Annotated in this window: 23 protein-coding genes; 6 read left to right on the forward strand and 17 right to left on the reverse strand. The window is 65.2% G+C overall.

Annotated features, from left to right (window positions below):
• Positions 1-7: 7 nt before the first annotated feature.
• The 8 genes from ABD791_RS05495 to nirD all read right to left on the reverse strand — a co-directional run bounded on the left by ABD791_RS05495 (position 8) and on the right by nirD (position 4,876).
• Positions 8-331: a DUF2469 family protein gene (locus tag ABD791_RS05495; protein ID WP_066596196.1), complete on the reverse strand. Its 324-nt coding sequence runs from the start codon at positions 329-331 to the stop codon at positions 8-10.
• Between the two features lie 12 nt (positions 332-343).
• Entirely contained in the window at positions 344-988 is a 645-nt protein-coding gene (locus ABD791_RS05500) for a ribonuclease HII (protein ID WP_345063159.1), read from the reverse strand.
• Complete coding sequence (lepB, locus tag ABD791_RS05505) at positions 988-1,734, reverse strand: signal peptidase I (protein ID WP_345063162.1); 747 nt, start codon at positions 1,732-1,734, stop codon at positions 988-990. The genes ABD791_RS05500 and lepB overlap by 1 nt, the downstream gene beginning before the upstream one ends.
• Before the next feature lie 80 nt (positions 1,735-1,814).
• Entirely contained in the window at positions 1,815-2,156 is a 342-nt protein-coding gene (gene rplS, locus ABD791_RS05510) for a 50S ribosomal protein L19 (RefSeq protein WP_345063165.1), read from the reverse strand.
• A 212-nt stretch (positions 2,157-2,368) separates the two neighbouring features.
• Entirely contained in the window at positions 2,369-2,947 is a 579-nt protein-coding gene (locus tag ABD791_RS05515; RefSeq protein ID WP_345063167.1) for a hypothetical protein, read from the reverse strand.
• Positions 2,948-2,974: 27 nt separating this feature from the next.
• The gene (gene trmD / locus ABD791_RS05520; protein ID WP_345063170.1) at positions 2,975-3,754 is read right to left on the reverse strand and encodes a tRNA (guanosine(37)-N1)-methyltransferase TrmD; all 780 of its coding nucleotides are present in this window, start codon (positions 3,752-3,754) and stop codon (positions 2,975-2,977) included.
• A gap of 10 nt (positions 3,755-3,764) precedes the next feature.
• Complete coding sequence (locus ABD791_RS05525) at positions 3,765-4,511, reverse strand: sirohydrochlorin chelatase (protein ID WP_345063173.1); 747 nt, start codon at positions 4,509-4,511, stop codon at positions 3,765-3,767.
• Positions 4,508-4,876, reverse strand: a complete 369-nt coding sequence (gene nirD, locus ABD791_RS05530; RefSeq protein ID WP_345063175.1) for a nitrite reductase small subunit NirD — start codon at positions 4,874-4,876, stop codon at positions 4,508-4,510. The genes ABD791_RS05525 and nirD overlap by 4 nt, the downstream gene beginning before the upstream one ends.
• 230 nt (positions 4,877-5,106) lie before the next feature.
• Between nirD and nirB the strand changes: the two genes are divergently transcribed.
• The 3 genes from nirB to ABD791_RS05545 are packed head-to-tail and all read left to right on the forward strand — an operon-like array spanning position 5,107 to position 9,705.
• Entirely contained in the window at positions 5,107-7,716 is a 2,610-nt protein-coding gene (nirB, locus tag ABD791_RS05535) for a nitrite reductase large subunit NirB (protein WP_345064514.1), read from the forward strand.
• Positions 7,717-7,730: 14 nt separating this feature from the next.
• Complete coding sequence (gene cobA, locus ABD791_RS05540; protein WP_345063177.1) at positions 7,731-8,558, forward strand: uroporphyrinogen-III C-methyltransferase; 828 nt, start codon at positions 7,731-7,733, stop codon at positions 8,556-8,558.
• Complete coding sequence (locus tag ABD791_RS05545) at positions 8,545-9,705, forward strand: uroporphyrinogen-III synthase (RefSeq protein WP_345063179.1); 1,161 nt, start codon at positions 8,545-8,547, stop codon at positions 9,703-9,705. Before cobA ends, ABD791_RS05545 begins: the two co-directional genes overlap by 14 nt.
• A 122-nt stretch (positions 9,706-9,827) precedes the next feature.
• On the opposite strand, the gene ABD791_RS05550 is transcribed toward ABD791_RS05545, so the two are convergent.
• A complete protein-coding gene (locus ABD791_RS05550; protein ID WP_345063181.1) occupies positions 9,828-10,721 on the reverse strand; it encodes a formate/nitrite transporter family protein in 894 nt (297 codons plus the stop codon).
• Positions 10,722-11,675: 954 nt separating this feature from the next.
• Here ABD791_RS05550 and ABD791_RS05555 point away from each other — a divergent pair.
• On the forward strand, positions 11,676-12,590 hold the full coding sequence (locus tag ABD791_RS05555; protein WP_345063183.1) for an endonuclease domain-containing protein: 915 nt from the start codon (positions 11,676-11,678) through the stop codon (positions 12,588-12,590).
• Between the two features lie 113 nt (positions 12,591-12,703).
• On the opposite strand, the gene rimM is transcribed toward ABD791_RS05555, so the two are convergent.
• The 7 genes from rimM to ftsY form a co-directional block, all read right to left on the reverse strand.
• Positions 12,704-13,276 carry a ribosome maturation factor RimM gene (rimM, locus tag ABD791_RS05560; RefSeq protein WP_425562234.1) on the reverse strand — a complete coding sequence of 191 codons (573 nt, stop codon included), beginning with the start codon at positions 13,274-13,276 and terminating at the stop codon, positions 12,704-12,706.
• A gap of 97 nt (positions 13,277-13,373) precedes the next feature.
• Entirely contained in the window at positions 13,374-13,610 is a 237-nt protein-coding gene (locus ABD791_RS05565; RefSeq protein ID WP_179578221.1) for an RNA-binding protein, read from the reverse strand.
• Positions 13,611-13,612: 2 nt separating this feature from the next.
• On the reverse strand, positions 13,613-14,032 hold the full coding sequence (gene rpsP, locus ABD791_RS05570) for a 30S ribosomal protein S16 (RefSeq protein WP_345063189.1): 420 nt from the start codon (positions 14,030-14,032) through the stop codon (positions 13,613-13,615).
• 196 nt (positions 14,033-14,228) lie between these two features.
• Positions 14,229-15,017 carry an LLM class F420-dependent oxidoreductase gene (locus ABD791_RS05575; RefSeq protein ID WP_345063191.1) on the reverse strand — a complete coding sequence of 263 codons (789 nt, stop codon included), beginning with the start codon at positions 15,015-15,017 and terminating at the stop codon, positions 14,229-14,231.
• A gap of 51 nt (positions 15,018-15,068) precedes the next feature.
• Positions 15,069-16,634: a signal recognition particle protein gene (gene ffh / locus ABD791_RS05580; protein ID WP_345063194.1), complete on the reverse strand. Its 1,566-nt coding sequence runs from the start codon at positions 16,632-16,634 to the stop codon at positions 15,069-15,071.
• 23 nt (positions 16,635-16,657) lie between these two features.
• Entirely contained in the window at positions 16,658-17,161 is a 504-nt protein-coding gene (locus tag ABD791_RS05585) for a DUF2004 domain-containing protein (protein WP_345063197.1), read from the reverse strand.
• An 8-nt stretch (positions 17,162-17,169) separates the two neighbouring features.
• On the reverse strand, positions 17,170-18,045 hold the full coding sequence (ftsY, locus tag ABD791_RS05590; protein WP_345063199.1) for a signal recognition particle-docking protein FtsY: 876 nt from the start codon (positions 18,043-18,045) through the stop codon (positions 17,170-17,172).
• A 125-nt stretch (positions 18,046-18,170) separates the two neighbouring features.
• Here ftsY and ABD791_RS05595 point away from each other — a divergent pair, with 125 nt between their 5' ends.
• Positions 18,171-19,562, forward strand: coding sequence for an FAD-binding oxidoreductase (locus tag ABD791_RS05595; RefSeq protein ID WP_345063201.1), 1,392 nt, complete (start codon positions 18,171-18,173; stop codon positions 19,560-19,562).
• A 108-nt stretch (positions 19,563-19,670) separates the two neighbouring features.
• On the opposite strand, the gene smc is transcribed toward ABD791_RS05595, so the two are convergent.
• Positions 19,671-23,228 carry a chromosome segregation protein SMC gene (gene smc / locus ABD791_RS05600; protein ID WP_345063204.1) on the reverse strand — a complete coding sequence of 1,186 codons (3,558 nt, stop codon included), beginning with the start codon at positions 23,226-23,228 and terminating at the stop codon, positions 19,671-19,673.
• A gap of 163 nt (positions 23,229-23,391) precedes the next feature.
• Between smc and ABD791_RS05605 the strand changes: the two genes are divergently transcribed.
• A complete protein-coding gene (locus ABD791_RS05605) occupies positions 23,392-24,471 on the forward strand; it encodes a GNAT family N-acetyltransferase (RefSeq protein ID WP_345063207.1) in 1,080 nt (359 codons plus the stop codon).
• Positions 24,472-24,486 lie beyond the last annotated feature (15 nt).

Consider the following 24,486-nt stretch of genomic DNA (forward strand, 5'->3'; position numbering starts at 1 on the left):
TCTGAGGCTATTCGTCGAGTGCCAGCTCTTTCGGCAACTCGAATTCTTTCGACGCGAGTTCTTCGACGTTGACGTCTTTGAACGTCAACACACGCACCGATTTCACAAAGCGATCCGAGCGGTACACGTCCCAGACCCAGACATCTTTCATCGTCAATTCGAAGTAGAAGTCGTGCTCCGTGTCGCGGCGCACCAATTCGACCTCATTGGCGAGATAGAAGCGTCTCTCGGTCTCGACAACGTACTGAAACTGCCCCACAACATCGCGGTACTCGCGGTACAGGGCCAGCTCGACCTCGCGGTCGTAGTCCTCGAATTCGTCTTCTTCCATGGTGCTTCAATCCTACGCTGAGATCTTCAGCCACGATTTGCGGTGCAGGTCGTGCGCGCCGAGCTCGGCGATGGCACTCATATGCGCCGCACTTCCGTAGCCCTTATTGCCGGCCCAGCCGTAGCCGGGCGTCTCGGCGTGAGCGTCAATCATCAGCCGGTCTCGGTGCACCTTGGCAATGACGGATGCCGCGGCGACAGACCCGCAATCGCGGTCCGCTTTGACCCGGGTGACGACGTTCAGCGGTGTCGAGAGCGCTTTGTTCAGCCAGTCGTCGTTGCCGTCGAGCAGAACGACGCTGCCGGTGATGTCGACCCCTGCCTCGTGCAGCGCGGTCAACGCGCGTTTACCCGCCAGCCCCAGACAGGCGATGATGCCGAGCTCGTCGACTTCCCGTGCAGAGGCGAGTCCGACGGCCGAGTGCAACACCCACGCTTTCGCGAGGGGCTCCAGGGCCTCGCGGCGCGGTTCGCTGAGGAGCTTCGAGTCACGAAGGCCAGCCGGAATCGCCGCGATGCCCGCGTCGATCACTGCCACACCGACGGCGACGGGGCCGGCGAGGGCTCCACGACCGACCTCGTCGCATCCGATCACCGTGCGGGCGCCGGCCAAGAGAAGCGCGTGCTCAATCTCGAGGGTGGGTTCGGCGACGGCCATCAGCGCTGGCCCTCTTCGACGCCACGGAAGACCTCGGGATAGTCGTCGAGCCAGGTCCAACGGCTGATCGGCCAGCTGATGACGAGTGCGCGCCCGACGACGTTGTCAATCGGCACGAACCCCTTGCCTGGGGTATCGCCGTTGTAGCGGGAGTCGCGCGAGTTGTAGCGGTTGTCCCCCATCACCCACAGTGAATTCGGCGGAACTGTCGTGTCGAAGTCGTCTTCAGACACCTTCGTCACCCCCGGCGGAAGCTTGATATACGGCTCGTCGAGGGGCACGCCGTTGACGCTCATCTGACCGAGCGCGTTGCAGCAGACGACATGGTCGCCCGGCAACCCGATGACCCGTTTGATGAGGTGATCGTTGCTGTCTGGGGCAGAGAGACCGACGACGGAGAGCAGCCAGTCGATGCTGGCGACCAACGGATTCTGGTCGGTCTCGGCCTGTGGCATCAGCCATCCGCCCGGATCCTTGAAGACGATGACGTCGCCGCGATCGATCGGGATCAATTTCGGCTCGAGTTGGTTGACCAGGATGCGGTCGTTCACGTGCAGCGTTTCTTCCATCGACCCGGACGGAATGTAGAACGACCGAATCAGAAAGGTCTTGATCAAGAATGAGATCAAAAGTGCAACGACGAAGATGACCAAAAGGTCACGAATAAAGAGGGCGACGCCGCGCTTCTTGCGCCGTGCGTCTTTGGCCCGGCGATCTGCTCGCGTGGGCACACTGTTGTCTGTCATTTAACCGCCTGAGCTCCTCAGCCAGTTTATGGGATGAGGAGCTCAGTCACGCGCAGGTGAACCCGTGAGGGTGAGTCTGACTAGCGCTTTTCCTTGATCTTTGCCTTCTTGCCGCGCAGGTTGCGCAGGTAGTACAGCTTCGCGCGACGAACGTCACCACGGGTGATGACCTCGATCTCAGCGATGACCGGGGAGTGCACCGGGAAGGTACGCTCGACGCCAACCTGGAAGCTGACCTTGCGAACGCAGAACGTTTCGCGAACGCCTTCGCCCGAGCGGCCGATAACGACGCCCTGGAAGACCTGCACACGTGAGCGAGTGCCTTCAATGATGTTGACGTGAACCTTGACGGTGTCGCCGGCACGGAAGGCGGGGATGTCCGACTTCAGGGATGCGGCATCCACGTGGTCGAGAATATGCATAATTTTTCGCTCTCTGCACCCGCCACAGGTCGAATACGGCTTTGTGCTCTGCTCTCGCGCGAGACGCGCGAGGGTAAGAGAAATTGAATGAGTGAGTGCGTGCCGACTGGTGCAGCTCCCCTGTGGCAGAGGCTTGCCGCGGCACAATCGTCTATTCTGCCACGAAACTGTGACTGCCCGCAAAATCACGGCCTCCCCGGCACTCTGAACGGCTAGAGCGACGTCGGCTTCTCCCGCACGATGATCACATTCGGGTCGGGCGTCGGCGTGTGGCCCGAGGTGTGGCCCGACGTCTGGCCCGAGGTCTGGTCCGACGTGCGGCCGGCACCTGGCTCGGTGAATCCGGGTGCGCCGAAGCCGGCCGGTGGGCGCACAGCGCCCGGTTGCGCGGTCTGCTCGAGCAGGTCCATCATCGCTTGCATCCGTCGACGGGCTGCAGTGAACAGCTCCCAGAGCGCGAACCAGAACGCGCAGATTCCAATCACGACAACGGCGACCGACAGCCACGACGCGGCGGATGCGTAGAAACCGACGGCGATGATCGTCACGTGCCACAGACTCAGCACACCGACATCCGCCCAGGACACCGCTCGCTCAACCCTGACTTCTTTGCGGGCAAAGAACAGCAGCGCGATGACGAGAAGGCCGAGGCCCAGGATCAGCGCGCCCAGGGCGACACCGAAAACCTGCCAGCCGCCTGCGCCGAAGATCGGCCAGCCGATCACGAGCCAGAGCGGAAGAACGAAGGCAGCGATGAACTGCCAGTAATAGAACGCGCGACGGATGATCACGCCTCCAGAATAGCCAGGCTTGGCTGACTATTCCTCCGAGTTCGCCGCAGGCAGAAGGTCAGGTCGCACGCGCCGGGTGCGCTCGACCTGCTGGTCGTGGCGCCAGGCGGCGATGGCGCCGTGGTTGCCGCTGAGCAAGACGGGAGGAACCTCCCGGCCGCGCCAGCTGGCGGGCTTGGTGTAGCTGGGGTACTCGAGTAGGCCGTTCTCGTGCGATTCCTCGACAAGGCTGGCCGGATTGCCGACCACACCGGGAATCAGGCGTCCGATGGCCTCGATCATGGCCATCACGGCGACCTCGCCGCCGTTCAGCACGTAGTCGCCGAGGCTGACCATGCGCACGCGCGCCTTGGTCGCGGTGTCGTCGATGACGCGCTGGTCGATGCCCTCGTAGCGACCGCAGCCGAAGACGAGGTGCTTCTCCAGAGCGAGTTCCTTGGCCATGGCCTGGTTGAAAACCTCGCCGGCCGGCGACGGGAAGATGACGACGGGCAGGTCGACGGCTACGTCATCCGTCGCTGCGTCGTCCGTGGCTGGGTCATCGGTGGCTACGTCGTCCGTGGCTACGTCATCCGTGGCCGGGTCAAGAATCGCGTCGAACGCCTCGCCCCACGGCTCCGGCTTCATCACCATGCCGGCCCCCCCGCCGTACGGGGTGTCGTCGACGGTGCGGTGACGGTCATGCGTGTGGTCGCGCAGGTTATGCACGCCAAGGTCGATCAGGCCACTCTGACGGGCCTTGCCGAGAAGCGAGATGTCCAGCACATCGAAGAACTCGGGAAAAATCGTGACGATGTCGATGCGCATGGTGACAATTCTACGAGAGCGCGCACCCGTCGGTTCCTTGGTACCCCTCGTGCACGGCCCGGTAGCGGTCGAGTACGAGTTCGACGAGCGAGGCAGGCGGATGCTCGGACGCCAGAAGGAGCGGGTCGGTCACGACATCTGCTCCCCCGTTCTGACAGAGCGACGCGAAGTAGCCGGGAGCGAGGAGGTAGGTACTGACGATCACGCGGCGCGTCGGTCGCGCTGAACGCACCGCCTGTACCGCGTCGGCCAGGCGCGGGGTGGCTGCCGAGATGAATCCCACCGTCACGGGCGCGAGCAAGCGCGCCGACAGCATCCGCCCCACCTCGACGCAGTCATCAACGGCGCGCGCGTCGCTGGAGCCCGCCGCGGCCATCACAACCGAGTCGCCCTCCCGGTAGCCCGCACGCAGGAGACGCATCTCGAGCACGTCGATCAACCGGGTGTCCGGGCCGAGAGCGGCGGAGATGGCGCTGTCTCTGTCGGCTTCTGCCGATTCGACGACCAGGTCGACGTGAACGTGGTAGCCGGCTGACAGCAGCAGCGGAACGATCACCGCCGGCATGTGGGGGTCGAGCGCACCCAAGGTTGCGGCAACATCCGGCTGCTGCACATCGACGAATCCTCCCGAGATGTCGAGGTCGGGGCGGCGGTAGGCCACTGCGTCGACGAGGGCAGCAACCGCGGCCTGTCCGTCAGGAGAGGAGGTCCCGTGGGAGATGGCGACGAGCGCCGGGTGGGTGAGCGTCGCGGTCACGCGTCGACCGCCACTTCGATGAAACCACCGACCACTCGCGTGCTGTAGGTGCGCAAGTACAGCGACGGGTCGGTGAAGCATTCGCCGGTTCCCAGGTCATAGACCTGTTTGTGAAGCGGCGACGCGACGGTGGGGCGATCACCCCGAGAGCCGACGATGCCCCTGGCCATGACGTACGAATCGGTGTGCGGATCACGATGTGCGACGGCGTAGATCTCACGCGGAGAGATGAGAAACAGGGCGATCTGTTTCATGCGCACCAGCGCGGCTTCACCCCACGACGGCTCCAGGTCGCTCACGGCACAGGCACGTTCCCACACGATCGCCGCCGGAGCGGCCGTTACTGCATTCGCTGTCATCGTCATGTCGCACTCCCTGGTGGCTCTGCCTGGTGGTCGTTGGTGTTAGCCACCGTACGTGTCGCAGATTTCGGCGAGACGCCCGTGATGTTTCGCCCGGGTGAAACCAACCTCACAGCAGCGGCGCACGGCTGTGTGTGTTTCGTAACTGAGCGATACCTCGGGGAAACACCGGGGTAATTGCCCGCTCGTACGCTCAGACTCACCACCGCATGCCGAGCGAACAGGACACGTCGATGCCACCCCTCTCCTCCTCCCGCGAATCCCCCCGACAACCGAAACAGCATGTCGTCGTCATTGGCGGCGGGCCCGCCGCGCACCGGCTGACGGATGCGATCAACTCCCGCTCCGACAACACAGTGGCGGTCACCGTCATCGCTGAGGAGAGCTATCGGCCGTACGACCGGGTGGCGCTCAGCCAGCGCCTGGTCGGCGACGTTGACCTCACCCTCCACCCCACCTCCCTGTGGGACGAGGACCACATCACCCTGCACACGAGCACACGGGCGATCGCGGTCGATCCTGCACGCCGGAGCGTCACGCTCGACGGGGGAAGCGAGATCCATTACGACGAGTTGGTCTTCGCGACAGGGTCGAGCGCCCCCGTTCCCGAGATTCCGGGCGCCGGCCTGGCCCGGGTGTATCGCACGATCGACGATGTCGAGAACCTGGCCGCAGAGATCGCCACCCTGGCCGGCACACTCGGGAGGCCGCCCCGCGTGGTGGTGGCCGGCGGCGGCCTGCTCGGTCTGGAAGCAGCAGGCGGCGCCGTTGCCCTCGGGGCAGAAGCTGCCGTCGTGCATTCCGGATCCTGGTTGATGAGCGCGCAACTCGATGAGGGCGGCGGCCAGGCGCTCGGCCGGTTGATCGCCGCCCAAGGAATCACCCTGCACACGGGAACCCGGCCGCGCGACATCCTGACCAGCGACGACGGCACGCAGGTGATCGGCCTGCGGCTGAGCAACGGCCAGAAAATTCCCGCCGATGTCGTCGTCTTCGCCATCGGCATCCGCCCCCGCGATGAGCTGGCCGCGGCCGCCGGCCTCACGCTCGGTGCGCGCGGGGGCATCGCTATCGGCGACGACTGCCGCAGCAGCGATCCCACGATTTGGGCCATCGGCGAGGTCGCCAGCTACCAGGACCAGTGCGTCGGCCTGGTCGCTCCGGCCAACGCCATGGCCGAGGTCGTCGCCGACCGGCTCCTCGGCGGGCACGCGACCTTCACCACCATCGACGACGCGACCAAGCTCAAGCTGTCGGGCGTGGATGTTGCGAGTTTCGGCGATGCTCTCGCGACAACGCCCGGCGCCCTGGAGATCGTTTACGCTGACCCGGCCAGGGGTCTGTACCAAAAACTGGTGGTGACCGATGACGCCAAGACGCTCCTCGGCGGAATCTTCGTCGGAGACGCCAGCCCCTATTCCTCCCTGCGCCCCCTCGTCGGGCGTGAGCTGGCCGGGGAACCGGCCAGCTACCTCTCCGCGGCCGGTGCCGGGGCCCCCGGCGGTGACGAGCTCCCCGACGACGCGGTGCTCTGTTCCTGCAGCAACGTGTCGGTCGGCGATGTGCGTGCCGCCGTTCGCGGCGACCACGACGAAGCCTGCACCCAGCTCGGCCCGCTCAAGGCGTGCACGCGCGCCGGCACCCAGTGCGGGTCGTGCGTGCCGTTGGTCAAGAAGATTCTGGAGAGTGAGCTCACGAAGTCGGGCGTTGCGGTGTCCCGCGCGCTCTGCGAGCACTTCAGTCTCAGCCGCCAGGAGTTGTTTGAATCGGTTCGGGTGCTGGAACTGGCTTCGTTCGAGGAGATCTTCGCCCGGTTCGGCAGCGGGCGCGGCTGTGACGTCTGCAAGCCGGCCCTGGCGTCGATTCTGGCAAGCCAGCAGGGTGCCTATATCCTCGATGCCGGTCGCGGCACCCTCCAGGACACCAACGACCGCGCCATGGCGAACATGCAGAAAGACGGCACGTACTCCGTTGTACCCCGCATTCCAGGCGGAGAGATCACGCCGGCCAAACTCGCCGTCATCGCGCAGGTTGCGACGGATTATGGCCTGTACACGAAGATCACCGGAGGCCAGCGCATCGACCTGTTCGGTGCTCGACTCGAGCAACTTCCCGACATCTGGCGCGTTCTCGTCGACGCGGGTTTCGAATCGGGCCAGGCCTACGGAAAGGCGCTGCGCAACGTGAAATCGTGCGTCGGCTCCACCTGGTGCCGTTTCGGTGTGCAGGATTCCGTCGGTCTGGCGATTCGTCTCGAGTTGCGTTTTCGGGGCCTGCGCGCCCCGCACAAGTTCAAGTTCGGCGTGTCCGGCTGCGCCAGAGAATGTGCGGAAGCCCGGGGGAAGGATGTCGGCATCATCGCGTCGGAGTCCGGCTGGAACCTCTACGTCGGCGGCAATGGGGGTTTTCAGCCGACCCATGGCCAACTGTTGGCCGCGGACCTCGACGAGCAAACGCTCATCCGCTACATCGATCGCTACATGATGTATTACATCCGAACCGCCGACCGGCTGCAGCGCACCGCCCGCTGGATCGAAGACCTGCCCGGCGGGCTCGATCATGTGCGGGAGGTCGTCGTCGAAGACTCTCTCGGCCTCGGCGCCGAACTCGAGCAGGCGATGAACAAGCACGTCGACACCTACGAGGACGAGTGGGCTGCGACACTCGCCGATCCGGAACGGTTGCGCCGTTTTCGGTCGTTCGTGAATGCGCCGAGCAGGGCAGACCCGAGCATCGCGCAGGTCGCCGAACGTGATCAAATGCGTCCTGCCACGTCGGAGGAACGCTCAAATACCAGTACCGTTCTTCTGAGTGGGAGTCGTATTCCCATCAGAGGCGAATGAGGATGCGTGCACAGATGAGCGACGAGAGAACAGCAGGCGCCGGCCGCGTGACGCTGGTCGGCGGGGGCCCCGGTGACGTCGGACTGCTCACTGTCGCCGCGCGTGACGCTCTCGCGACCGCCCACGTCGTGCTCTATGACCGGCTGTCACCCCACGCGAACCTGCGGGAGCTCTCCCCCGCCGCGACGCTCATCAACGTCGGCAAGCTGCCCGGAAACCACCCCGTGAGCCAAACCGGCATTGAGGACCTGATCGTGTCACATGCCCTCGCCGGTGCCCACGTCGTTCGCTTGAAGGGCGGCGATCCCTATGTGTTCGGTCGCGGCAGCGAAGAGGTGCTGGCCTGCCACGCCAACGGCATCCCGGTGTCGGTGCTGTCCGGGGTCACCAGCGCACTGGCCGTGCCCGCTGCGGCCGGCATCCCCTTGACCCATCGCGGGCTCAGCCACTCATTCACCGTGATCTCGGGGCACGCCCCGTTGGCCGTGAACGAGTTGCAAGCGCTGTGCCTGCTTGGCGGCACCATTGTCGTTCTGATGGGCGTCGGCACCCTGCCCACCCTGACTCAGGGATTGATCAGGCATGGCATGACGCCCGCGATGCCGGTCGCGATCATTGAGAACGGCTTCAGCCAGAATCAGCGCACCACGATCGCCACCCTCGCCACCGTGCTCACGGAGGCGGCACTCACCAAGGTCTCGTCACCCGCTGTTCTCGTGATCGGCCAGGTCGTGACGCTCGCCTACAGCGCCGACGCGTCGGCGGAAGAGCTGATGGTGCGAGCCAGCCGACTCACAGACCTGGTCCCGGCCGCAGGAATTGGTGTTCGTGGAGCTGAGTGAGCAGCCGCCACTCCATTTCGATCCCCAGCAGCTGGACGGATTCCGCATTGGGGTGACGAGCGACCGGCGCTCCGGAGATCTGATCGACGCCTTCGAACGGCGCGGGGCAAAAGTCACCCATGCGCCCACACTGCGCATCGCGAACTCCCAGCAAGAGGGTCCGCTCATGCACGACACCGCACGGCTGATCGCGGCACGGCCCGACCTGCTATTGGCCACCACGGGGTATGGCGTGCGCCGCTGGTTTGAGGTAGCGGATGCCGCCGGCCTCGGCCAGGATCTGCTCGACTCACTGGCCGAAACGGATGTCCTCGTGCGCGGCCCGAAGGCACGGGGCGGCATCCGTGCGGCCGGGCTCAACGACAGCGGGATGAGCGATGAGGAGACGACGGCGTCGTTGATCTCCAAGGTGCTTGCCGAGTATCCCCGCGGGCTCACCATCGCCATCCAGGTGCACGGGTTCACCGATGAGCAGCAATTGGACCGGCTGAGAGCGGCCGGACACGAGGTCATCACCGTGGCCCCCTACCGATGGATCGCCCTCGACGACACGGACGAACGGGTGCAGAAACTCGTGGAGGCCATCTGCACGCGGCAACTCGATTGCGTCACCTTCACCAGTGCCCCGTCGGTACACGCGCTCTTCGCGGCGGCGGAGGGAATGGGTGTGTACCCACAACTCATTTCGGCGCTCAGCACGTCCGTGGTTACGGCGGCGGTTGGACCCGTCACCGCGGTTCCGCTGACTGCCGCCGGAATCGCCCCGCTCCAGCCCACGCGGTTTCGGATGGGCGCCCTGATCCGGCTGGTCTGTGAGCACCTCGACGAGCGCGGGGCCGTGCACCTCGAGACGGTACAGGGACCGATCGTGCTCAGGGGGACTCGACTCGACGTCGTCCTGATCGGCGCCGCACCGCGACGCATCCACCTGCCGCCGTCGGCCTTGGCCATATTCCGCACACTGCTGGGGGCACGGGGATCCGTGGTTTCCCGGGATGAGCTGGTCGCAGCGCTCGGTAGCGCGACACTCGGACCGGCGCCGGACGATCACGCCATGGAGGTGTCGCTCGGACGCCTGCGGCAGATCATCGGCGTTCCCGGCTTGGTGTCGACCGTCGTCAAACGCGGATACCGCCTCGCGACTTAGGCGGCACGCTCAGTAGTTCGTCGGGGCCCGTCGAGACCTGGTGCGCCAGTCTCGAGACCCGGTCGCGTGATCTCGACAGGCTCGATCACCGGATCGATGACCGAGCCATGTCGGCGTGCAGATCAGGCCGAGACAGTCTCGCGAGACGTCTCAGCCTCGACCGCGGCAACGGAAATATCGGAGGTTTCCACCGCGACCGCCGGGCCGAGCACCGGCCGAGCCGTGCGGGCTACCTTCGTGCGGTGCGAGAAGTAGAGCAACGCTGCGGTCAAGGTGACCCCGCCGACGAAGTTGCCGAGGAGCACCGGCAGCTGGTTCCATCCCCACCAGTCAAGGAAGCCCACGTGGGCTCCGAGCAGCATGCCGGCCGGGATGACGAACATGTTCACGACGGCGTGCTCGAATCCAAGGGCAAAGAACATGGTCACGGGAAGCCACATCGCGAGGATCTTTCCACCGGTGGTCGTCGAGGTGAACGCCAACACGGCGCCGAGAGTCACCATCCAGTTGCAGAGCACTGCCTTGATGAAGACCAGGGCAAGCCCCGAAGCACCCAATGCCTCATAGCCGATGGTCTTGGTTTCGGCGATCTTGATGATCATGGCGATCACCGGATCCGACTGGTCTGTTCCCATTCTCGTGACGGTCGCGAGATAGAGACCCGCGTAGAGCGCGCATCCGATCAGGTGCCCGATGATGACGAACACGAAGTTGCGCAGCATCAACTGCACAGTTGTCTTCCCCTCGAGCACGGCCAACGGGATCAGCGCGAAACTCCCGGTGACGAGCTCCAGACCGAGCAGCACGATCATCACGAAGCCGACGGGGAAAATGACCGCGCCCACGATGCCGAGGTGTGTTTGCGCCGTCGCGGTCAGGGCGAGAGTGGTTGCGCAGGCCAGGATTGCCCCGGCCAGCGTTCCCCTGGCGAGCAGCTGGCCGATACTGAGCGTTGACTTGTCAACGCCGGCCTGCACGATGCTGTCGATGAGCTGATCGGGTTTTACGTAGGACATGGCGTGGGGCCTCCCAGTGAGATGCAGCGGACGGATGCGGCCCAATTCGAACCGATGATCCGAGAGTAGAAGCGCCCCCGTCTCCCCCGATTTCGCTCCGGTCACCGCGCCGTAAATTTTGTCTCAGCCTGGCTGGTGCCGAGTGTGAGGTTGCACTCGCCCTGCGCATCCGCCTCACGCCTGTCGATAATGTTCAGCCCTGGGCTCCCACAGCGCTCCGGGAGCCCTGCGCACCCCCACAGCTGTACGTGAGCGAGGACGGATGCCGCCGCCCGCGCGCCTCGCAAACCCCACCCGCGCTACCGCCCGACGCCGCTGCATCCGCCTGCCGACTGCACCCTGTCGATAATGTTCAGCCCTGGGCACCTGCAGCGCCCCGAGAGACCCACACACTCCCACAGCTGGACGCAATCGACAACGGATGCCGCTACCCGCATCCTCGAACATGCGCGCGAACCCCGACCGTCCACGCCGCCGCATCCGTCTGCCGACTGCACCCTGTCGATAATGTTCAGCCCTGGGCTCCCACAGCGCTCCGGGAGCCCTGCGTACCCCCACAGCTGTACGCGAGCGAGGACGGATGCCGCCGCCCGCGCGCCTCGAACATGCGCGCGAACCCCGACCGTCCACGCCGCCGCATCCGTCTGCCGACTGCGCCCTGTCGATAATGTTCAGCCCTGGGCACCTGCAGCGCCCCGAGAGACCCACACACCCCCACAGCTGAATCTGCCCGACACAACGGATGCCGCGGCCCGCTCTGTCGACTGTTCTCTGTCGATGATGTTCAGCCCTGGGCTCCCGCAGCGCTCCCGGAGCCCTGCGCACCCCCACAGCTGTACGTGCCTGACAGCCTTGCGCGACAGTGCCGCGGGAAGCGGCCGCGATCGGGACCGGTTTTCCACAGATTCGGGCGCGCTCCCCCGCACGCATCGTCGCGCGGCCACAGTTGTCACCATGTCACTCGTCGCCAACACGGTCCGCGCGCGTGGATCTGCAGTGCACATCCGCACATTGCGCGCAGAAGGTACTTCCGAGAATGACCTCAGACGCGCCGTCCGCGTCGGCGAGGTCGAACGCATCCGACAGGGTTGGTACGGGCTGCCCGGCGACACAAGCGATGAGGTGAGAGCACTCAGGGTTGGCGGGCGTCTGACCTGTGTCTCACTGCTGCGGATGCACGGGGTCTGGCTCATGCCGGACACCCGGCTGCACGTCGCCGTCTCGGTGGCTCGGAGCCGACTCTGTTCCCCCGCCGATCGCGCCAGCGGGCTCGGTTCTTCGACAGACCGCCCGTCCGTCGTCACACACTGGCAGCCGCGCCTGCTCAACCCGCTCGAACCCACCGAAATGTTCGACGATGCGGCCGCTTGCCTAGCCATCTGCCTTCCGCGGGATCATGCGATCGTCGCGTTCGACTCCCTCCTGAACAGCAAACTGCTGTCGCCGGAACGACTGCGCGCGGCACTTGCCGGTCTGCCCGACTCACACGAATGGATGTTGAACCTCGTCGACGCCGGCTGCGGCTCCGGACTGGAAACCCTGGCCCGGCTCAACCTGCGGCGGCGCCACATCAGAGTGCGCAGCCAAGTGCACATCCCTCCCGTCGGATGGATCGACCTCCTGATCGGCGACCGGCTCGTGCTCGAGCTCGATAGTCGGGCTCATCACACCGATTCCGCGGCTTACGAGCGCGACCGCTCTCGCGATCTCGCCCTGATCGAACGCGGCTATCTCGTCATCCGCGTGACGTACCGCAGCGTCATGCAGGATTGGCCGGCGATCGAGCGCGCGATCCTCACGGTCGTGCGCCGAAAAGAACATCGCTGGCAGCCGGTTCATCGGGCGGCGGGCTTTGCCACAGCCCCCTAGGACCGGCGGCGAGCCTAACCACAGCTCCATAAGACTGTCGGCCGGAGACAACTGTGGCCACGTGCCTTCCCGAAGGAATGCACGTGGCCACACAGTTGAGCTGACTGCTGAAACTACTCGGTAGGAACGTCCGGCGCCGCGTCGGCGTCAGCGCCAGAAGGCGCTTCGGCTTCGGGAGCAACAGGGGGCTCGGCCTCTGCAGACTCTGCAGATTCCTCAGCCTCCTCCGGCAGTTCCTCGAACAGACCGATCGGCGGCGTCACCGTGACGGTGCCGGCGGCGATGTCAACAGCGGGAACGATGGCCTTCACGAAGGGCACCATCACATCGCCGTTGGGCGTCTTCACGATCAACAGGTCTTGCGCCGGCATGTGGTCGAGACGCGCGATGGTGCCAACCTTCACACCGTCACGCATGACCGCGAGGCCGACGAGCTGGTGGTCGTACCAGGCGTCTTCCTCATCGGATGCTTCAGCCGGGTCCTGCTCGATCCAGAGGATCGCCTTGGCCAGCGTCTCGGCCGCAGAGCGGTCGAGAACATCCTTGAAGAAACCGACGGGGTGCTGGTTGTACCAGCGCAACTCGACGAGTTCCAGAGTCTTGCCGTGCCAGGGTGACCCGGTCGGCACTTGGAGGGTGAACACAGAGCCCGGGACGAAACGACGTCCCGGGTCATCCGTGAACATTTCCAGCTTGATGGCACCCTTGAGGCCGTGGGCCTTCGTCAGGCGTCCCACCCGGAGCTGGGTGCGTGGAGGCGTGTTCTCATTCACCGAGTACGGCTTAGAAGTCGGTGTCGACAACGTCGACACGCACACGCTTGCCGTCGGCCAGAGCGGCCACCAAGGTGCGCAATGCTTTCGCAGTGCGACCTGAGCGACCGATGACCCGGCCGAGGTCCTCGGGGTTCACACGAACCTCGAGAACATCGCCGCGGGGGGAGTTTTTTGCAGCAACGTGCACATCGTCAGGGTGATCAACGATCCCCTTGACGAGGTGCTCAAGTGCGGGAGCAAGCAAGATTACGCCTTGTCCTCGGTGGTTTCTTCAGCTGCAGCCTCGGCCGGAGCCTCGACCTTGGCAACCGGCTTCTCAGCCTTGGGCTTCAGAACCGGCTTCTTCTTCTCGTCAGCAACGAAAGGAACCTTGGGCTCCTTGATCTTGACGGTGTTCTTGGCATCCTTGTCACCCTTGAAGATGCCCCAGTCGCCCGTGAGCTTCAGCAGAGCGGCAACCTGCTCAGTCGGCTGGGCGCCAACGCCGAGCCAGTACTGTGCACGGTCGGACTTGACCTCGATGACCGAGGGCTCCTGCGTGGGGTGGTAGATGCCGATCTCTTCGATGACACGACCATCGCGCTTGGTGCGCGAGTCGGCAACGACGATGCGGTAGTACGGTGCACGGATCTTACCCATGCGCTTCAAACGAATTTTGACAGCCACAATTCTCCTGTGATGTTGATATTTTGGCGAACTGAGGGCCGTGAGCGTGGGGGCACACTCGGCACAAGCTCAAAGGGGTTCAGTGCATCTGATTAGAGGGTCGGACACAACAGAACTCGACTAACCATTCTGTCAGACTTCACCGCATTTGTGATAATCGGCAACTCGGCGAGCCCAATGGCAACTCACCACAGAATCAGAACGCGTTCTTGCTGTCCCGCCAGGCCAACCAATCGGAGACGGCGCTGAGGTCGTAGTGCGGCCCGGAGACCCCGAGGGTGAACAGGCGGGCACCCAGGTCGTAGAGCTCGTCGGCCTCAGCGAAGGTGCGATGACGAACCTCGGTGGAAATCTCGATCTCGGCCAAGTCACGACCGACGCTGTCGCACCATCCGGCCAGCACGCCCAGCTTGTGCTCCATCACCGCAGGGTCGGAGAAGGAATGCCAGATGTCGGCATGCTGGGCGACGATGCGCAGCGTCTTCTTCTCTCCCCCGCCCCCGATCAGCACCGGGATGTCACGCGTGGGCGGCGGGTTGAGCTTCGCCCAGCGGGCTTCGATGCGCGGAAGGTCGGCGGCCAGGGCGTTCAACCGGCTGCCGGCAGTGCCGAACTCGTAGCCGTATTCGACGTAGTCGCGCTCAAACCAGCCGGCGCCGGTGCCGAAGATGAACCGGCCGCCACTGATGTGATCGATGGTGCGTGCCATGTCGGCCTGCAGATCGGCGTTGCGGTAGCTGTTGCAGTTGACCAGCGCACCGAGTTCGATCGTCGACGTCTGCTCGGCCCAGGCCGAGAGCAACGACCAGGACTCGAAGTGCAACCCGTCCGGGTCACCGGACAATGGAAAGAAGTGGTCCCAGTTGAAGAGGATGTCGACGCCGGAGGCTTCGACCTCGGCCACGGCAGTTCTGATCCGCGAATAGTCGGCATGCTGTGGCGCCAACTGCACGCCGAGGCGTACCGGTCGCTGTGAAGAAGTCATTGCGACAGCTTATGGGAGCGCCAACCTGGTCGGCGCCCCCGAGGGCCAGTGCTAGCGGCCGAGCATCTTCTGCAGGGCAGCCATTTCGTCTTCGCTCGGCCCGTTGGCCTTCTTGGCTCCGCCCAGGCCGAAACCCGTGCCGGCAGCCTCGGCGCCGGCCGGCTTCACGCCTGCCTCAATCGCCGCATTCTCGGCGGCGCGCTTCGCCGGGTTGCCCGACTTCGAGCCCTTCTTCTTCGCCTGCACCTTGCCGCGTCCGCCACCGAAACCGGCGCCGGGGATCGGCCCCATCCCTGGAATGTTGGGCATGCCGCCCTTGGCGACCGTCTTCATCATCTTGGCGGCCTGCTCGAACCGCTGCACCAGCTGGTTGACCTCGGTCACGCTGCTGCCGGAGCCGCGCGCGATCCGCAGGCGGCGCGATCCGTTCAGCAGTTTCGGGGAGACTCGCTCGGCCTTGGTCATCGACTGAATGATGGCCTCGGTACGCACGATCTCGCGCTCGTCGAAGTTGTCGAGCTGAGCCTTCATCGCGCCGGCGCCCGGCAGCATGCCCATCATTTTCTTGATGGAACCCATGTTGCGCAGCTGCTGCATCTGGCCGAGGAAGTCGTCCAGGGTGAACGTGTCAGTCGCGAACTTCTCGGCGACCTTGCGTGCTTCGTCTTCGTCGAATGCGCCCTGTGCCTGTTCGATCAGGGTGAGGATGTCACCGAGGTCGAGGATGCGGCTGGCCATGCGGTCGGGGTGGAACGGCTCGAAGTCGTCGAGGGTTTCACCCGTTGACGCGAACATGATCGGACGACCCGTGATCGAGGCAACCGACAATGCGGCGCCACCGCGCGCGTCGCCGTCGAGCTTGGTCAGAACGACGCCCGTGAAGTCGACGCCGTCCTGGAAGGCCTTCGCCGTGGCGACGGCATCCTGACCGATCATGGCATCGATGACGAAGAGCACCTCGTCTGGATCGATGGCCTTGCGGATGTCGGCGGCCTGCTTCATCAGCTCGGCGTCAACACCCAGGCGACCGGCGGTGTCGACGATCACCGTGTCGTAGAGCTTCTGCTGGGCGAATTTGATCGCGTCTTTGGCGACCTTGACCGGGTTGCCGACGCCGTTGCCCGGCTCGGGAGCGTAGACCGGCACGCCGGCCTGCTCGCCGACGACCTGAAGCTGGGTGACGGCGTTCGGGCGCTGCAAGTCAGCTGCGACGAGAAGCGGAGTGTGACCGTCTTTGGCCAGCCACTTCGCGAGCTTGCCGGCGAGGGTGGTCTTACCCGCACCCTGCAGACCGGCCAGCATGATGATGGTCGGCGGCTTCTTCGCGAACTCCAGACGGCGCTGCTGACCGCCGAGAATCGCAATGAGCTCCTCATTGACGATCTGCACAACCTGCTGAGCCGGGTTGAGCGCCTTGTTGACCTCGTCACCCAGGGCGCGTTCGCGCACCTTGCCGGTGAAATCTTTGACCACTGACAACGCCACGTCGGCGTCGAGAAGAGCGCGACGAATCTCGCGAACTGTGCCGTCGACATCCGCTGCCGAAAGCTTGCCCTTGGTGCGGAGATTCTTGAAGGTCTCGGCGAGGCGGTCTGAAAGGTTTCCGAAAGTAGCCATGGTGGTCTTAGTTTAACTGGTCTTTAGTCGTCGATCTCGACCGAGACGGTGTCACCGTTCACATCGAGGGCCACGATGAGCAGGGTGTCGGTCTCGTGGGGGCTGATCGAGTAGTCCAGCACAGCGAAGTGCTCGTCACTGCCGCTGTTGTGCGGGTGAAACCCAACCCGCTGCAGACGCAGGGAACGCAGGAAGTCGATCTGCTGGTCGCCGGAATCCCAGATGAGCGCGTCGGAGAGCGCTTCGGGTCCGAGCTCGTCGATCGACTGCTCGATGTACAGCGCAGTCTTCGACAAATCCTTGCTCAGGTCGGCGACGAGCGACTCGCGGGCCTGGGTGTCGAGGTCTTCGAGGGAGCTGATCATGGCGGCGGCGATGTCGAGGTTCTCGACCTTCACCGACTCTTCGTCGGGGGCGTTGAGGTCGATGTCGACGTTCTGGTCGCCGAGTTCGGCGGTTTCAGACCAGTGGATGTCGCCGACTCGGTCGCTGCCGAGTACACCGAAGAAGTCGTGTTCGATGGTCATGAGGGGTCCTATCCGACGAGTTTCTGTGCAAATACGTGGGGGGTGAAGCCGGTGAGGTCGTTGATTCCCTCGCCTTGGCCGACAAGCTTGATCGGAATCCCGGTCTTCTCTTGCACGGCCAGCACGAAGCCGCCCTTGGCCGAGCCGTCAAGTTTGGTCAGAACGAGGCCGGTCACTCCGGCGTGCTCAATGAATGCCTCGGCCTGGGCGAGCCCGTTCTGACCGGTGGTCGCGTCGAGCACGAGCAGCACCTCGGCGATCGGCGCCTGCTTCTCGAGCACCCGCCGAATCTTGGTGAGCTCATCCATCAGACCGCCCTTGGTCTGCAAGCGACCTGCGGTGTCGATGATGACGATCTCGAAACCTTCGGCTTTGGCACGCTCCACCGTCTGAAAGGCAACGGATGCGGGGTCTTGGCCCTGCGCCTGCGGCTTCACGATCTCAGCGCCGGCCCGCTCGGCCCAGGTGGCCAGCTGCTCGACGGCCGCAGCTCGGAACGTGTCGGCCGCGCCGATCAGCACCGTGCGGCCGTGGGTGCGCAGAAACTTTGCGAACTTGCCGATGGTCGTGGTCTTGCCGACGCCGTTGACGCCGACGACCAGCACCACCGCCGGCCGCTCGCTGAGAGTGAGCGTTGGGTTCAACCGGGCGAGACGTTCTTCGATGCCTTCGCGGAGCATCCGCTGCAGGTCAGCCGGATCGGTGGTGTTGTACTTGGCGACCTTGGCCCGCAGGTCAGACACGACGGCGTCGGTGACGTCGGGGCCGAAGTCGGCTCGGAGCAGCGCGTCTTCGAGGTCGTCCCAGGTCTCTGCGTCGATTGTCTTCTTCGCGAACATGCCGCGCAGGGCGCCGGAAAGTGACCAAGGGGTGCGATCTGCCATGGCTCTAGCCTACGGCTCCCCCGGCCGGGGGCTGGCGTCACAGCGGGAGCCTGGCTACCCTCGGGGGTGCCGAGGCAGAATCCCTGCCGGCTTTCCCACCCTCATCTCTCGCGAAAGGCTTTGTCATGACGTTCACCTCCCACCACGAATCGGCGTTCGAAGAGCTCGCCAAACTCCTCGACGGGGCGGTGATTCGTCCGGGCGACGCAACCTGGGATGAGGCGCGGGCAGCATGGAACCTCGCGATCGATCAGCAGCCGGCCGCTGTCGTGACGCCGAGTCATGTTGAAGATATCGGTCTCATTCTGAAGGCGGCACACGCCACCGGGCTGGATGTCTCGGTGCAGCCAGGCGGACACGGGGCCAACGGTGATCTTGCCGGATGCATTCTGCTGCGCCCCAGTGCCTTCGATGAGGTGACGGTGCATGTGGAGGAGCGTTTCGCACGCGTCGGTGCGGGCGTTCGCTTTGGGGCCTTGCTTCCCGCGCTCGAGGGAACCGGACTGATCGCACTCGCCGGCACCACCCCAGACGTCAACGTGACCGGCTATATGCTCTCAGGCGGACACTCCTGGTTCAGCCGGTGGAAAGGGCTCGCCGCGCACTCGATCCGTGCCGTCGAGCTCGTCGACGCCGCGGGCGAGCTGCGCAGGGTGACGGCCGAGAGCGATCCAGAGCTGCTCTGGGCGCTCCGCGGTGGCGGCGGACTCTTCGGCGTCGTGACGGCACTTGAAATCGATCTGTTCGAGGCACCTGAGCTGTTCGGCGGCAAGATCCTGTTCCCAGGGGCCGCCGCAGAAGCGGTGTTCACACTGGTGGATGCGGTCATGGCCGAGGCTCCGGATGAACTCACGATCTTCCCCGGACTGCTCAACATGCCCGACGCCCCCTTCGTGCCAGAGCCGATGCGCGGGCAGACCTTCGCCACCGCGGATGTCGTCTTCGTCGGCCCGGCCGACGCCGGCTCCGCCCTTCTGGCGCCACTGCTCGCCGGCGTCACCCCGCTCGCCGATATGACCCGTCCGTTCACCATCAGCCAGCTGGGCGAGGTCGCCGATGAACCGCAGGATCCGAGTGCGGCACTCGATTGGTCCGCGACACTGACTGACATGTCAGGATCGGCCTGGGCCGACCTCATCGCCGGCTTCCGCACGGCGAGTCCTGCCGGGCTGACAATGGTTGTCGCTCGCCCGCTGGGCGGCGCTATTGCCAGCACCGGTTCCCGTTCCGGTTCTGACACGACCGGCGTCGTCGGCCACCTCGACGCCGACTATCTGATCTTCGCCGCGGCGTTCGTCATGGATCCAACCCGCGTTCTCGATCTCGACGACATCTTCGGGCCGCTCGAAGACGCCGTCGCCGGGCGCACTGTGCAGTTGACCGTGCCGACCTTTCTCGTGCATGGTCAGGGGCTGGCCGACGCCTATGGCGAGGCCGACCTGGCCCGTCTCGCCGAGATCAAGCGCCGGGTCGACCCCTACGACGTCATCCGCAGCAACCGGGGGTTGCCGGCCTGACCGTACCGGCCGCCGCAGCGCGGCAGAAACCGCAAGCAAAGGTGGAAACCTCACGATCCGTGCGGTGTCCAGCGACAGTTGCACAATGCAAACGGTTTCTGCTGCCGCCTACGACGCCTGCTCGTCTTCGCGGGCGATCCGTTGCCCGACGACCGCTGAAACGCCATCCTGACGCATCGACACCCCGTAGAGCGCGTCGGCGATCTCCATGGTGCGCTTCTGGTGGGTGATCACGATCAGCTGGCTCGTCTCCCGGAGGTCCTCGAAGATCGTGAGCAGGCGGCCGAGGTTCGCATCGTCGAGTGCCGCTTCGACCTCGTCCATGATGTAGAACGGACTGGGCCGTGCCTTGAAGATTGCGATCAGCAGCGCGACCGCCGCGAGCGAGCGCTCGCCGCCCGACAGCAAGGAGAGCCGTTCGATCTTCTTGCCGGCCGGCTTGACCGAGACGTCGATTCCGGTGGTCAGCATATTGTCGGGGTCGGTCAGCCAGATGCTGCCGGTTCCGCCAGGAAAGAGCACGGGGAACACGTCGGCGAAAGCAGCCTTCGTGTCCTCGAACGCGCTGGCGAAAATGACCTCCATTTTGCCGTCGATGTCGTCGATGATGGTCAGCAGATCGGCCCGGGTCTTCGTCAGATCGGCGAGCTGCTCGGTCAGGAAGAGGTGCCGTTGTTCGAGCGCCGCAAACTCTTCGAGGGCCAGCGGGTTCACCCGTCCGAGCCGGGCGAATGTGCGCTCGGCCTCGGCCAGCCGCTTGAGCTGCTCGTCGCGGTCGAATCGAGTCGGGGCCGCGTCGGGGTCGGCGGGATCCGCGGCAGGTATCAGCTCTTCGGGGCCGTACTCGGCCACCAGCACCGCCTCGACGAGGCCCAATTCACTCTCGGCACGTTCGAGCAGGCTCGAGAGATGCAGCTTCTTCTCATAGATCTGCAACTCGAGGCCGTGCACATTCTCGGTGACGGACTGCAACCGGTCGCGCAGGGCCGACTCTTCCCGGCGAAGGGTGACGAGCTCCTGGTTCTGACTGTTGCGTTCAGCCTCAGCCGCTGTCAACCTCAGGCGGGCCTCAGCCACCGACGCATCGACCGATGCGAGAACGGCCGGCAGCGCCTCGGCGACAGCGGTGGCGGCATCCAGCTGACGACGGCGGATGACCGCACGCCTGGCTGCCTCCTCGGCGGCGGTGCGCTCAGCCTCGCGCTGTTTCGTCAACGACTCGAGGTGCACTTCGGCGGCCCTCACCCGTTCACGGGATGTCTCGACCTGCAGGCGCGCTTCGACTTCACGTTCGCGTGCTACCTCGAGTGCGGCGGAGAGCGCGTCGCGGGAACTGACGTCGAGAATCGGTCGCGGACGCGCTTGGGCGATCTGAAGCTCAGACTGCGCCACCGCGACGGCCTTCTCGGCCTCGGCGACGGCGTCGCTGGCGAGTGCCAGACTCTCCGACAGCCGGTCCAACTCGGCGGTCGACGCCTCAAGCTGCGTGGCAGCGCGACTGAGCGTTGCGGTGTGAGCAGAGAGGCGGGCCTCGGTTTCGCGGAGCGCGCTCAGCGCCTGAGCGGCTTGCTGCTTGTGCGCCTGCAGCAGGGTGCGCTGTTCGGCCAGCTCGAATCGTTCACGTTCGATGTCGTGCAGCACGGCCTCGAGCTTGTCGGCCGCGGTGTCGCGCTCGGCGATCAATTCGAGTTTGCTTTGTGTAGCTCCAGAGCCGCCGCGCAGCACGTAGTCGGTGAGTACCTCACCCGACTGAGTGATCAGGGTGATCGGGGCCGTCGTGCCGGAGGCGGCCAGGGCTGCCACCAGGGCGGGGTACACCGTTCGGGCGGCGGCGAGGTCGACGGCGATCAACGTCGTGGCCAAAATCCCGTGCACTCCCCCTGGCGCGTCAACAACCGAACTCGCCGCGACGAGGCCCGGCAGATCCGGCAGCGGCACCGCACGGGACGACGAGCTGATCGCATCGGCAACGATCAGGTCGACCCGACCGAGATCAGCATCACGGGCATGCTCGACGGCATCGAATGCCGCGGCGCGCGTCTCGGCGAGCACGGCATCCGCCAGTGTGCCGAGGGCGGCGGCGATGGCCGCCTCGAAGCCCGGCTTCACGTGCACATGCTCGGCGACGAGGCCACGGATGCCGTCAAGCCCGGCGTCGACGAGGGCGGAGGAGCCGTCTTTCTGGTCGAGGGCGAGCGAGAGTGCGCTGCGGCGCGCGGCCAAGGCATCCCGCTCACGCTCCGCGGCGTGCACCGTTTCCCGCAGCCGTTCGATCTCAGCCTCGACGGTGACGATCGCGGCTTGGGCACGCTCGGCAATCTCGGCGACGTCGGCGTCGCCGGCGTCGGCAGAGGCTTGCCCTGCTTCAGCCTCAAGCTCGACGATGCGTTCCTGGGCGGCTCGGCGCCTGGACTGCGCCGCATCGAGCGCATTCCGCTGGCGCAGCACCTCACCGCGCACGGCAGCCAGGCGCGAGGCTGCCGAGTCGGCCTGCCCGCTTCGTTTGGACACGTCAAGATCGTGTGAGGAGACGAGCAACGCCTGGGCGGCAATCTCCTCATCCACCGAGTCACGGTGCCGGCGCACCGCCACGCTCTCGGCCTGGGCGTCGATCCACGCTGCCTCCGCCGTCGCGATGCCGACACGAAGCCGATCGATCTCGTCGGCGGCATCCTGCAGCATCGCCGCCGTGACGCCGGGGCCCCTGTCGTGTGCAGGCGCTTCAGAGCCCAGCAGAGCCAGGCGCTGGTTGGCCAGCGTGTAGAGGCCACGCAGACGTTCTTGCACCGATTCCAACCCAAAACTGGTGCGACGCGCGTCGTCGACGGCATCACCGATCTGTGCCTGCTCCAGGCGTTGCACGCGCGCCTGCTTCTGCTCAAGCTGCTCCTGCAACACAATCCGTTCGGAGTGCCGTTCACTCTCGGTACGCCCGTGGGTGTCGAGGGCGGTGCGCAGCGTGACGACTTCGTCGGCGAGCAGGCGGGCTCGGGCGTCACGAACGACCGAGGCAATTCCTTGCGCTTCGCGGGCAACCTCAGCCTGTGCGCCGAGCGGCTTGAGCTGGCGGCGGAGTTCGCCGGCCAGATCGTTCAACCGGGTGAGGTTGGTCTGCATGGCGTCGAGCTTGCGTAGCGTCTTCTCTTTGCGGCGGCGGTGTTTGAGAATTCCTGCGGCCTCTTCGATGAACCCGCGTCGGTCTTCTGGGCTCGCATGCAGCACGGCGTCGAGTTGTCCCTGCCCGACGATGACGTGCATTTCGCGGCCCAGGCCTGAGTCGCTCAGCAGCTCCTGCACATCGAGCAGACGACAGGTCTGACCGTTGATCGCATACTCGCTGCCGCCGTTGCGAAACAGGGTGCGGGAGATCGTGACTTCGGAATAGTCGATCGGGAGAGCGCCGTCGGCGTTGTCGATGGTGAGCGTCACCGCGGCACGTCCGAGCGGTCCGCGCGTGGAGGTGCCGGCGAAGATGACGTCTTCCATCTTTCCGCCACGGAGCGTCTTCACTCCCTGCTCCCCCATCACCCAGGCGAGCGCGTCGACGACGTTCGACTTGCCGGAGCCGTTCGGACCGACCACGCAGGTCACCCCTTGTTCGAAGGCGAAAGTGGTCGAGTGGGCAAACGATTTGAAACCCTTGAGGGTAAGACTCTTCAGGTACAACGCGCTCGCCCTTTCCTCTGGTGTGCTGGCTGTGCTCCGCTGTCAGGCGTCTGCTGCGATGACGCGGGTGGGGTGCAGATCAACGGTACCCGACAGAGTGCCGGTGAGCCCTGAAGGCGACGTGGTGTTCCGCGGCACGCCGTGTCTGCACTACTGTCTCGCTATGGTCAGGTTCACGATCGAGGAGCTGCCGATACCAACGGAACCCGGGGCATCCGGTTGGGCAGACTTCGCCGCCTCCCTCGACCTGCAGAACGCCGTGGAAGCCGAGGGGTACGGCACCGACGAGTTGGCGTTCACCCCGAAAGAGCTTCTTCCCGGCTATCACCACCAGCAGTACGACCCGCGTCGTCTCTTCGTCGCCAGAGTCGGCGATGCGATCGTAGCCGGTGCTCGAACTGACGCCCAGGCCGAAGGGGGCGACGACTGTGTCTGGTTGTCGTTTTCGGTGCATCGGGATTGGCGGCGCCGGGGAATCGGAACCGCGCTCGCCGCGCATGTGGAGGGCATCGCTGCCGCGGAGGGGCGTAGCACCCAGTATCTCTACACGGTGTCGCCCGATGCTCCTGGCCCTCGCCTGGCGGCACCGACCGGCTTCGGATCGGTGCCCCGCGAGAACCCCGAGGTGAGGTTTCTTCTCGGCCGCGGCTATCACCTGGAACAGATTGAGCGAGGAAGCCGTCTCGCACTCCCCCTCGATCCCACTGCGCTTGCCGAGCAACTCGGTACGGTATCGAGCGACGCGGGGCCCGGCTACGTGGTGCAGGTCTGGGAAGGCGCAACCCCCGAGCGGTGGCGTACCGACATCGCTGTGCTGTACACCCGCATGAGCACCGATGCCCCGTCGGCCGGTTTGAACGAACCGGAAGATGTCTGGAGCGTCGACCGTCTCGTGAGCTACGAACAGAAGCACGAGGCGAGCCCGCGCACGCTTCTGACGGCGGCCGTCGAACACCGGTCTTCGGAGCGGCTCGTCGGCTTCACCGAGCTGTCGGTGCCGCCGGAACTGCACCGCAGCGTGAGTCAGGAGTCGACCCTCGTGCTCAGTGAGCATCGAGGACACGGACTGGGGATGCTGGTGAAGCTGGCCAATCTGCGGCAGCTGGCCGACCGGCATCCCGGCCACCCGGCGGTGACAACCTTCAACGCCGAGGAGAACCGCCACATGCTGCGCGTCAACGAGCAGCTGGGCTTCGTGCCGATGGGGTACGAGGGAGCCTGGAAGCGCGTCGCCCGAGTTTGACCGTTCCGGTCGAGA

The organism is Glaciibacter kafniensis, from assembly GCF_039538945.1.
GTDB classification, from domain to species: domain Bacteria; phylum Actinomycetota; class Actinomycetes; order Actinomycetales; family Microbacteriaceae; genus Cryobacterium; species Cryobacterium kafniensis.

Bases quoted from the DNA above. Each gene is read 5' to 3' on its own strand.
- ffh (WP_345063194.1), bottom strand. From the start codon at position 16,634: ATGGCTACTTTCGGAAACCTTTCAGACCGCCTCGCCGAGACCTTCAAG.
- nirB (WP_345064514.1), top strand. From the start codon at position 5,107: ATGCCACCCCTCTCCTCCTCCCGCGAATCCCCCCGACAACCGAAACAG.
- nirD (WP_345063175.1), bottom strand. From the start codon at position 4,876: ATGACGATGACAGCGAATGCAGTAACGGCCGCTCCGGCGGCGATCGTG.
- ABD791_RS05555 (WP_345063183.1), top strand. From the start codon at position 11,676: ATGTCACTCGTCGCCAACACGGTCCGCGCGCGTGGATCTGCAGTGCAC.
- ABD791_RS05575 (WP_345063191.1), bottom strand. From the start codon at position 15,017: ATGACTTCTTCACAGCGACCGGTACGCCTCGGCGTGCAGTTGGCGCCA.
- ABD791_RS05595 (WP_345063201.1), top strand. From the start codon at position 18,171: ATGACGTTCACCTCCCACCACGAATCGGCGTTCGAAGAGCTCGCCAAA.
- ftsY (WP_345063199.1), bottom strand. From the start codon at position 18,045: ATGGCAGATCGCACCCCTTGGTCACTTTCCGGCGCCCTGCGCGGCATG.
- ABD791_RS05495 (WP_066596196.1), bottom strand. From the start codon at position 331: ATGGAAGAAGACGAATTCGAGGACTACGACCGCGAGGTCGAGCTGGCC.
- ABD791_RS05550 (WP_345063181.1), bottom strand. From the start codon at position 10,721: ATGTCCTACGTAAAACCCGATCAGCTCATCGACAGCATCGTGCAGGCC.
- ABD791_RS05500 (WP_345063159.1), bottom strand. From the start codon at position 988: ATGGCCGTCGCCGAACCCACCCTCGAGATTGAGCACGCGCTTCTCTTG.
- ABD791_RS05585 (WP_345063197.1), bottom strand. From the start codon at position 17,161: ATGACCATCGAACACGACTTCTTCGGTGTACTCGGCAGCGACCGAGTC.
- rimM (WP_425562234.1), bottom strand. From the start codon at position 13,276: ATGTTCACGGATGACCCGGGACGTCGTTTCGTCCCGGGCTCTGTGTTC.
- lepB (WP_345063162.1), bottom strand. From the start codon at position 1,734: ATGACAGACAACAGTGTGCCCACGCGAGCAGATCGCCGGGCCAAAGAC.
- rplS (WP_345063165.1), bottom strand. From the start codon at position 2,156: ATGCATATTCTCGACCACGTGGATGCCGCATCCCTGAAGTCGGACATC.
- ABD791_RS05605 (WP_345063207.1), top strand. From the start codon at position 23,392: ATGGTCAGGTTCACGATCGAGGAGCTGCCGATACCAACGGAACCCGGG.
- trmD (WP_345063170.1), bottom strand. From the start codon at position 3,754: ATGCGCATCGACATCGTCACGATTTTTCCCGAGTTCTTCGATGTGCTG.
- cobA (WP_345063177.1), top strand. From the start codon at position 7,731: ATGAGCGACGAGAGAACAGCAGGCGCCGGCCGCGTGACGCTGGTCGGC.